Here is a 7,232-nt window from a genome sequence, read left to right on the forward strand (position 1 = left end):
GGGTATCGGATGACCGGGGGGCGTCGCGGTGGTTATGCTCAAGCCTTCACTCAGGGAGCGCCGCATGGCCGAGCTGGTCCTCACCACCTACGACTGGGTCCCCAATCCGCCGCGCGGCTATGTGCGCGACCTCCGCGTGCGCTGGGCGCTGGAGGAGGCCGGGCTGCCCTACCGGGTGGAGAGCACGCCCTTCCGCGACCGCAAGGCCGAGCACCTGGCGCACCAGCCGTTCGCCCAGGTCCCGTGGCTGACGGACGGCGACATCTCCCTCTTCGAAAGCGGCGCCATCCTGCTGCATCTGGGTGAGCTCAGCCCCGCACTGATGCCGACCGAGCCGCGCGGCCGGGCCGAGGCCATCGAATGGCTGTTCGCCGCCCTCAACTCGGTGGAGATGGCGAGCCTGCCCTGGTCGTTTTTCCAGTTCGGCATGGCGGACAAGGCGGCGTCGAAGCCGTTCGACGACTTCCTGAAGCTCCGCCTCGACCGCATGGAGCCGGTGCTGGCCAGGCGCGAGTGGCTGGCGGGCGGCTTCTCCGTCGCCGACATCCTGATGGCCGACGTGCTGCGGCTGGTGGACCGGTTCGACGGGCTGTCGGCGCACCCGGCCTGCCGCGCCTACGTCGGCCGCGCCACCGCCCGCCCCGCATTCCGGAAGGCGCACGCGGACCAGCTCGCCCACTTCGCCGCGGCGGACTGAGCGCTGTAGTCGCGCGGCATGCGGACATTTTCCGCCTCCATGCTGGACCCATGCACATGAGACTTCGTCCGTCATTGTGGGTAATACGCGCCGCAGCCCTGCTGGCGGTATGCACGGGCCTCTCGCACACGGCCGCCGACGCGCAATCCGCGCCCCACCACGCGGTGTCGGGCAGCCGCTTCGAGTACCCGGCCGACTGCGCTCAAAGCTCGGACTGGGAAGCCGCGATGCGCAAGGCCACCGATACGCTGCTCAGCAGAGCGGGCCTCACCATCACCTGCCTGCCCACGACGGGGGAAGCCCTCCGCTATGACACGCCTGACGAGCGCCGGGCCCTGGTCGTCAAGGCGGGACCCCATTCCTACCGGTATGACGTCCGCCATCAGGGCACGGACGAACAGCGGGAGACCTTCACCGTTGGAGGGAAGGTCTTTCGCGTGGAGGCGCCCGACGACCCCTTCGGTGGGTGGCTCGAAGACGGGCACCAGGCATTCGAGCTCAAGCGGGACAACGAGCGCTATCTCGTGCTGGCCAATGGGCTGGGCTCGGTCTCCGGCTCCGCGTCGAGACTTCGCTTCTTCTATATCTTCCCGCTCGATGCGAAGGGCAGGCTCCGTCGCGCGCCCATCAAGACCTGGGCGACGGACTTCACCCATTCGCTCTTCGGTGCCCTGAACGAACGTGGCGGTGTGGGATTCCTGGCGCTGAGGCGCGGGTCCGGCCCGGACAACCACCGCTTCAAAGCAGAGGTCTTCCAACTCACGCCGCGAGGCCTCGAGCAGACGGGGACGAAGAAGGAATTCGAGCTCGCGCCCTGAGGGCCCGCCGCGTGCCCCTGTCCCCATCCACCCAATCCGTGACACGAGTTGCCTCCACTCGGAGCCCAGCAGTACGCTTTGAGCGACCATGTCGCCCATCATTCGCGACGCCCAGTTGAGCGCTCTTCGTAAGGTGCAGATACGCCGGTTCGAGGCCTGGGTGGAGTCGCATCTGCAACGACATTTCCCGGAGGCCTGTGAGGCAGCGGGTGAGGCGCAGGTTCGCGGCGACATCCGCCACGGTATCGCGCGCGCCGGCGCCTATGGCATCACGGCCGAGCGACAGGTCTGTCAATACATTGACTTGATGTTCGTGCTCGGGCGCGACTTCGACATGGATCCGAGCCTCCCCTGGGCAGGCGAGATTCTCCGCGAGGAGAGCGGGATCAGCGAGCGGGAGCGGATCCGGCTGCTCTATGTGCGCGCCATGGAGCACCTGGGCGAGGCGGACCGAAAGCTTCCACCGGAGGCCGAACATGGGTGACGCCGACCGCCTTCTCGCTGCCCACGACGACGCCGAGCAGGGCCTGCCAGCTCAACCCGTCGGCGCCGCCGTGCAGCCCTGTCCCTTCGCCAGGCCGGTGATCGACAAGGCGAAGAAGGACTGGATTCGCATCGTTCTGCGCGACGACCAGGGTGTGCCCCTCAAGGGGGAGCGTTATCGACTGCGGTTGCCAGATGGGTCGGTCAAGGAGGGCGATCTCGACGTCGATGGCGGTGTCTGGGTCCAGGGGTTCGAGCCCGGCGCTTGTCGGGTGAGCTTCCCCGATATCGAACGCAGCGCTCGCGCCAACGAGCCACCAGAGGAATCAGGCTGATGCGTAATGCCGATGAAGTCGAAGACCTCGCGTCGGGCTTGGAGCATGTCCTCGTGGTCCGGCGCCGGGTGAGAATCTCGTCGCCGAACATCCCTCGCCGCCAGTACGTGAACCTGCCGGCAGATCAGGACGACTCGTTCGGCAGGGTCGTCGAAGTGCAGGCCCAGGTGACGCCCGCGACCGCCGGGGTCGATGTCCACTGGTCCTTCATGGCGAAAAGCCACTTTCGGAACGGGCTCGGCGAGTCGATCAAGGCCGGATTCACCACGAACCGTTTCTGGTCCCTGCTCAATTACCAGGTCACCGACACCGCGGTCAGCACGACGAACTCGCTCGGTGTCGCCACCATCAAGTTCCGCGTGTCGCAATACGGTGGCGACCGCTTCATCGTCTCGGCGGGGCTGACCGCGGACGACATGACGACCGACTCCGGGGAGCTGAGAGTCTGGCGGCGCATCTTCTACCAGATCTCCCACCCCGCGGCCGAACAGGGGACCACGCCGGACCACGGGCCCTACGAGAGGGTCTTCGTGGAGATGGAGCGCACGGCGACGCGCTCCTTCCAGGACGGCGATGTCGCTGGCGCGGTCCGTTATCCCGGCTGGATGCTCTACCCGGGCTCCCTCAACGACGAGCAACTCCTGCTCATCTCCACCGAGAACAAGGACGCGTTCGCCGCGCGCTTCCAGCAAAGCGCCCGAGGCTCCGCGCCGAGGGACCGTGAGGCCCACATCATCTATGCCGGGGCGAACTTCGACGCGGCCGAGCTCATCGAACACGAGCAGGATGTAACTCAGCGCTCCACCGAGCTCCTGCTGGAGCGCTCCATCATCAACCCGTCGGTCACCAACCGCTCGTTTTTCGTGGAGGGGACCTGGAGCGTGGGCAGCCAGACGGGTGCCCTGAGCGCGGACGATTTCGTCCTGGAGCCGACTCGCGGCGCCGGAGCGCCCGATCCACAGAGGCGCACCCGCTACATCCGCCTCGTGCTGCCGGTGGGCGCACCCGACCCAACGGTGGCCCCGGTGCGCGTGCAATTCACCCTGCGCTCCGCCACGGGGCCTTTCAAAGGCTGGAGCTTCGGTCCCCATAGCGTGGTCATTCGCAATGGCGTGACGGCCGTCTACGCCAACGGAATCATCGTCCACGAAATCGGCCATTCGCTCGGACAGACGCCGGCTCCTGGCGAGCAGCCCGCGGGACTGGTCGCGCACCCGCGCTATTACACGGGAAGAGGGGGGCAGGGCCCCCATTGCCACACCGCGGCGGGCGACACGGACGGCGTCCTCGTGGACGTGAGCGGGCAGCAGGAGTACGCCTGGAATTCGGGCATCTGCGTGATGTTCCACCGCGCCCACTCGGCGGGCTACATTGATTTCTGCGCGACATGCCGGCCCTATCTCCTGGGGCAGGACATGACCAAGATGAAGTCCGCCTGAAGCGCGAGGAGCCACGAAGATGCCGGTGCCCCCGACTCCCTCCGAGCTCGTTCGCAGCCTCCTATCGGCCGACGACCCGGTGTTGTTCGACTTCGACGAAGAGGCGGTCCTGCGCGTGATGCGCGGACTGCGCCCGCTGGGCTTCAGGGGGATTGCGATTGCCGCGCCCGCGAAGGTGGGGCTCGATCGCGGCAAGCTCCCCGTGATCGTCATCGGCTCGCGTACCGCGCTTCGTGACTGGGAGTTCCCGCTCGAGGAGGCGACCCTGGCCGCGGTGCACCTCGAGACGGGCCACGCGCTCGTCGGAGCGGCGTTCGCCCCGCCAGCGGGCAAGGTGTTCGACCCGCCCCCGCCGGGACGGCCGCCCGCGCCAGAGGGTACCCATGCCACGGCCGTGCGCACCCGAGTCGATCCGATCGACGCTCGCGCCGTGTTGACGCTGCCGTGGCGCCGGGGGACGTGGGCGCTGACGCTTCTCTGGGGTGACCAGTCCTCGAACACGGTGGTCGTCGAGCTCGACGGCGACGGCGGCGATGAGCCGGCCCCGAGCACGGTCGGGACGACGCGCGCCACTCCGAGCGATCCGTCTGCCTGGGCAAGAACACCCGATTCGCCCGCGCTCGCGGGGCGGGGGGTGGCCATCGCGATGGCCGCGAGTCCGCTCGGACCGGACAGTCACCCGCTCCACGGCACGCTCCGGGTCGCGGTCTCGGCGGAGCAATTGCGGACGATTCCCGAAAGCAGGGAGGCCGGCATGCCCGCGCCCGCCGCCTCCATCCCTGTCACGTTCCTGATGTTCAAGAGCGGCTGGCAACAGCCTCGCGAGTCCGTCGTGCTGGTCCCGGTCTACACCCCCGCGAAGCTTGCTCCCGGCAATGAGGTGGAGGCGCATTTCACGCTCGATCCGTTCGCGGGCACGAAGCCCTCGCTCGGTCCGGGCACGCACCACATCCATTGCCTCGTCGGCCCATCCGTGGCCCGCGTGCAGCGGGTGGTGCCCTGAATCCGGGGTGGGAAGGCGCTTTCGTGTACGGTCACCACTCCCGCGGCCATGGATACGCCTCGACCTTCTCGGCGAGCGCGTCGAGCGTTGGCGCTTCGATGAACACGCGCCCCGTCGGCCTGCCCAGGGCGTAGTACTGCTCAGGCATCCAACAACCGCGCTCGGCCATGGAGACCTTCGCGGCCGCGTCGGCTTCACCGGGGTCGACCACCAGTTCCCGCAGCCGGAAGACTCCGTCCTGCTCGAGGACGGCGACGCTGGGGTGCGGGGAGCCGAAGGAGAATGGCAGCCTGCCCGCGCGCAGCAACGCGAGCACACGGTCCTTGCCAAGCGGGGCGACGGGGGCCATACGCCGCAGCATATCCGCACCTGACCGGCGGGGCCGTTGTTTCCCGTCACCCCGCGCCACGGCCTCCGCACGGAGGGGACCTATTCGCCTGCTCCTGGAGGCCGGCGCGCCGGGGGAGCTGCGCGCCCCTGCGCGAGGTGGAACGGTCCGCCGCTCACGTGGTGGAGGCGGTGCGCTCCTGTTGTGAGCAAAGAACCGGACACAAGGAAGTCCAGACGCGGGCGTCTATTCACTCACAGTGAATGGCTTGGCTAAACTGGCATCCATGACGAATGCCACGCACCGCGCCATCAACGTCATCCTCCTTCTTCCTCTCACGCTGATGCTCGGTTGTCGGGCGCATGCACCCACCCAACGGGAAACCGTATCCGCATTCGAGGCACCACCTGCCCCCGTCGCGGACGCGAGTGGAATTGCCTGGGAAATCGTCGATCGGTTCCGGCTGGTCTCGGACCCGGGAGGTTCCGACGCGCTCTTCAGGCGCTTCGCGTTCTACTTCAACAACGTCAGCAGGCAGATCAATAACGAAGGAATGCTGGGCACGTACTGGGATGAGTCGGCGGCCAGGTATCGGGACGGCTACCTCGACGTTGAGTCGTGGAAGGTGAAGCTCAGCTACCCAGGCGCGGGCACGTGTGAGTGGCGGGTCGGCGGACACGACGCCGTCCAGGGCCCCTGTTCGGCTCACATCGTCGAGGTGTCCCGTGGCGAAACAGCGGTGGAAGTGCGCCTCGGCGACGGGACGACTCGCCAGACGAAGGTGCACCCGCGAGATGTGCTCATCGCCTCGTTGGGAGATTCCTACGCCGCGGGTGAAGGGGTACCCGACCTACGCCAGTACCGCGGCTGGTACATCTGGCGGTGGGCCAACGCGAAGTGGATGGACAAGCGATGCCACCGTTCACTGTTCTCGGCCCCCGGCCTCGCGGCGTTGATGTACGCGCGAGTCAATCCTCATGTCTCGGTCACCCACCTGACCTTCGCGTGCTCCGGAGCGAGGCTGAAGGAAGGTATCGTCGAAGGGTACGCGGGAGCCATCCCTCCCAAGTCCAAGCCAGACCTCCGCCCGCAGGTCGAGGAACTCAAGGACGCTCTCGCGAAGGCGAAGCGCACCCCCGACTTCCTGACGGTGTCGGCGGGGGGGAATGACATCGGCTTCGCAGACATCGTGGAGGCCGCCGCCCTCGGAAGCGTCAAGAAGGTGGCGGAGGTCATCGATGTCAGGGTGAGGCCCGGCCTGGCAACGGTGGATCAGTACTCCCGGAACCTGAGGGAGAAGCTCGACGCGTCCGGAATTTCCCCCGAGCAGACGAAGATTCTCCTCTCCGAGTACCCCAATCCGACGAACCTCTGGCGGCTGCCCCCTGGCACCGAGGGCTCCTCCGAGGAGGACTTCAAGGACGACTGCGCCCCGGGCAAGGGCAAGATTACGTTCCTGCCTTCGGCCTGGATCATCGGGAGGGTCTGGCAGATCGACAAGCCCGAACTCGAGAAGATCAACGCCGAGGTCGCCGCCCCCCTGAAGGAGATGACAGGCCGTTTCGCCGGTGCCTTGGGGGCGGTCCAGGTGGAGGGCATCGACGCGGAGTTCAGGCGCCATGGGTATTGTGCGCCCGGGCTCTACACTCCGAAGGGCATCGTGCGGTGGATCAACACCGTACGCGACTCGGCTCGGATGATGGGACAGAAGATCGGCGCGATGCATCCGAACATCCGCGGGCAGGCGTCGATCGCGAGACACCTCTTCGAGCACATCCGGGACACCGAATGTGACGCAAAGCGAATCCCGGAAGGCGACCCCGTGTACGGGAAGCTGTGCCAGGGGACTTCCTGGCACGCGGAGCTGCCGGGCTTCGCGCCGGATGCGGAGCCGCTACCGGCGAGTGAGCCATTCCCTGATTAATACCGACGTCCAGAACCTCAGCGTGAATTGCAGCGAGGACCCGAAGGCCCCAGGGCGTGCGGCCTGAAGCGTGCCAAATGGACGCACGTCGCCCTGGCCGAATTCCTCTACCTGCCAGGCTTTCTGAATATGAAGGCGGCGGGAGTCGAACCCGCCGCCCGGGATTGCCTTCCGGGCGGCGGGGTGAGACAGGCGGCCCGGACTG

The 7,232-nt window shown here is 67.3% G+C and carries 8 protein-coding genes; 7 read left to right on the forward strand and 1 reads right to left on the reverse strand.

From position 1 onward, the window contains the following. The first annotated feature begins 64 nt into the window (after positions 1–64). The 6 genes from HG543_RS01735 (at position 65) to HG543_RS01760 (ending at position 4,775) form a co-directional block, all read left to right on the forward strand. Positions 65–697, forward strand: a complete 633-nt coding sequence (locus tag HG543_RS01735; RefSeq protein WP_169342869.1) for a glutathione S-transferase family protein — start codon at positions 65–67, stop codon at positions 695–697. A gap of 56 nt (positions 698–753) precedes the next feature. Then, positions 754–1,515: a hypothetical protein gene (locus HG543_RS01740; RefSeq protein ID WP_169342870.1), complete on the forward strand. Its 762-nt coding sequence runs from the start codon at positions 754–756 to the stop codon at positions 1,513–1,515. Between the two features lie 88 nt (positions 1,516–1,603). Beyond that, the gene (locus tag HG543_RS01745) at positions 1,604–1,999 is read left to right on the forward strand and encodes a hypothetical protein (RefSeq protein ID WP_169342871.1); all 396 of its coding nucleotides are present in this window, start codon (positions 1,604–1,606) and stop codon (positions 1,997–1,999) included. Continuing rightward, positions 1,992–2,333 (forward strand): hypothetical protein, encoded by a 342-nt coding sequence (locus tag HG543_RS01750; protein WP_169342872.1) that lies wholly within the window; start codon positions 1,992–1,994, stop codon positions 2,331–2,333. Before HG543_RS01745 ends, HG543_RS01750 begins: the two co-directional genes overlap by 8 nt. Further along, on the forward strand, positions 2,333–3,772 hold the full coding sequence (locus HG543_RS01755; RefSeq protein WP_169342873.1) for a hypothetical protein: 1,440 nt from the start codon (positions 2,333–2,335) through the stop codon (positions 3,770–3,772). Before HG543_RS01750 ends, HG543_RS01755 begins: the two co-directional genes overlap by 1 nt. A 19-nt stretch (positions 3,773–3,791) precedes the next feature. Next, the gene (locus HG543_RS01760; protein ID WP_169342874.1) at positions 3,792–4,775 is read left to right on the forward strand and encodes a hypothetical protein; all 984 of its coding nucleotides are present in this window, start codon (positions 3,792–3,794) and stop codon (positions 4,773–4,775) included. A 31-nt stretch (positions 4,776–4,806) separates the two neighbouring features. Here HG543_RS01760 and HG543_RS01765 read toward each other — a convergent pair whose 3' ends face one another. Next, positions 4,807–5,124 carry a hypothetical protein gene (locus tag HG543_RS01765; RefSeq protein ID WP_169342875.1) on the reverse strand — a complete coding sequence of 106 codons (318 nt, stop codon included), beginning with the start codon at positions 5,122–5,124 and terminating at the stop codon, positions 4,807–4,809. Between the two features lie 265 nt (positions 5,125–5,389). On the opposite strand from HG543_RS01765, the gene HG543_RS01770 reads away from it, so the two are divergent. Then, a complete protein-coding gene (locus tag HG543_RS01770) occupies positions 5,390–7,027 on the forward strand; it encodes an SGNH/GDSL hydrolase family protein (RefSeq protein ID WP_169342876.1) in 1,638 nt (545 codons plus the stop codon). Positions 7,028–7,232: the final 205 nt, after the last annotated feature.

It is taken from the genome of Pyxidicoccus fallax (assembly GCF_012933655.1).
Classification (GTDB): domain Bacteria; phylum Myxococcota; class Myxococcia; order Myxococcales; family Myxococcaceae; genus Myxococcus; species Myxococcus fallax.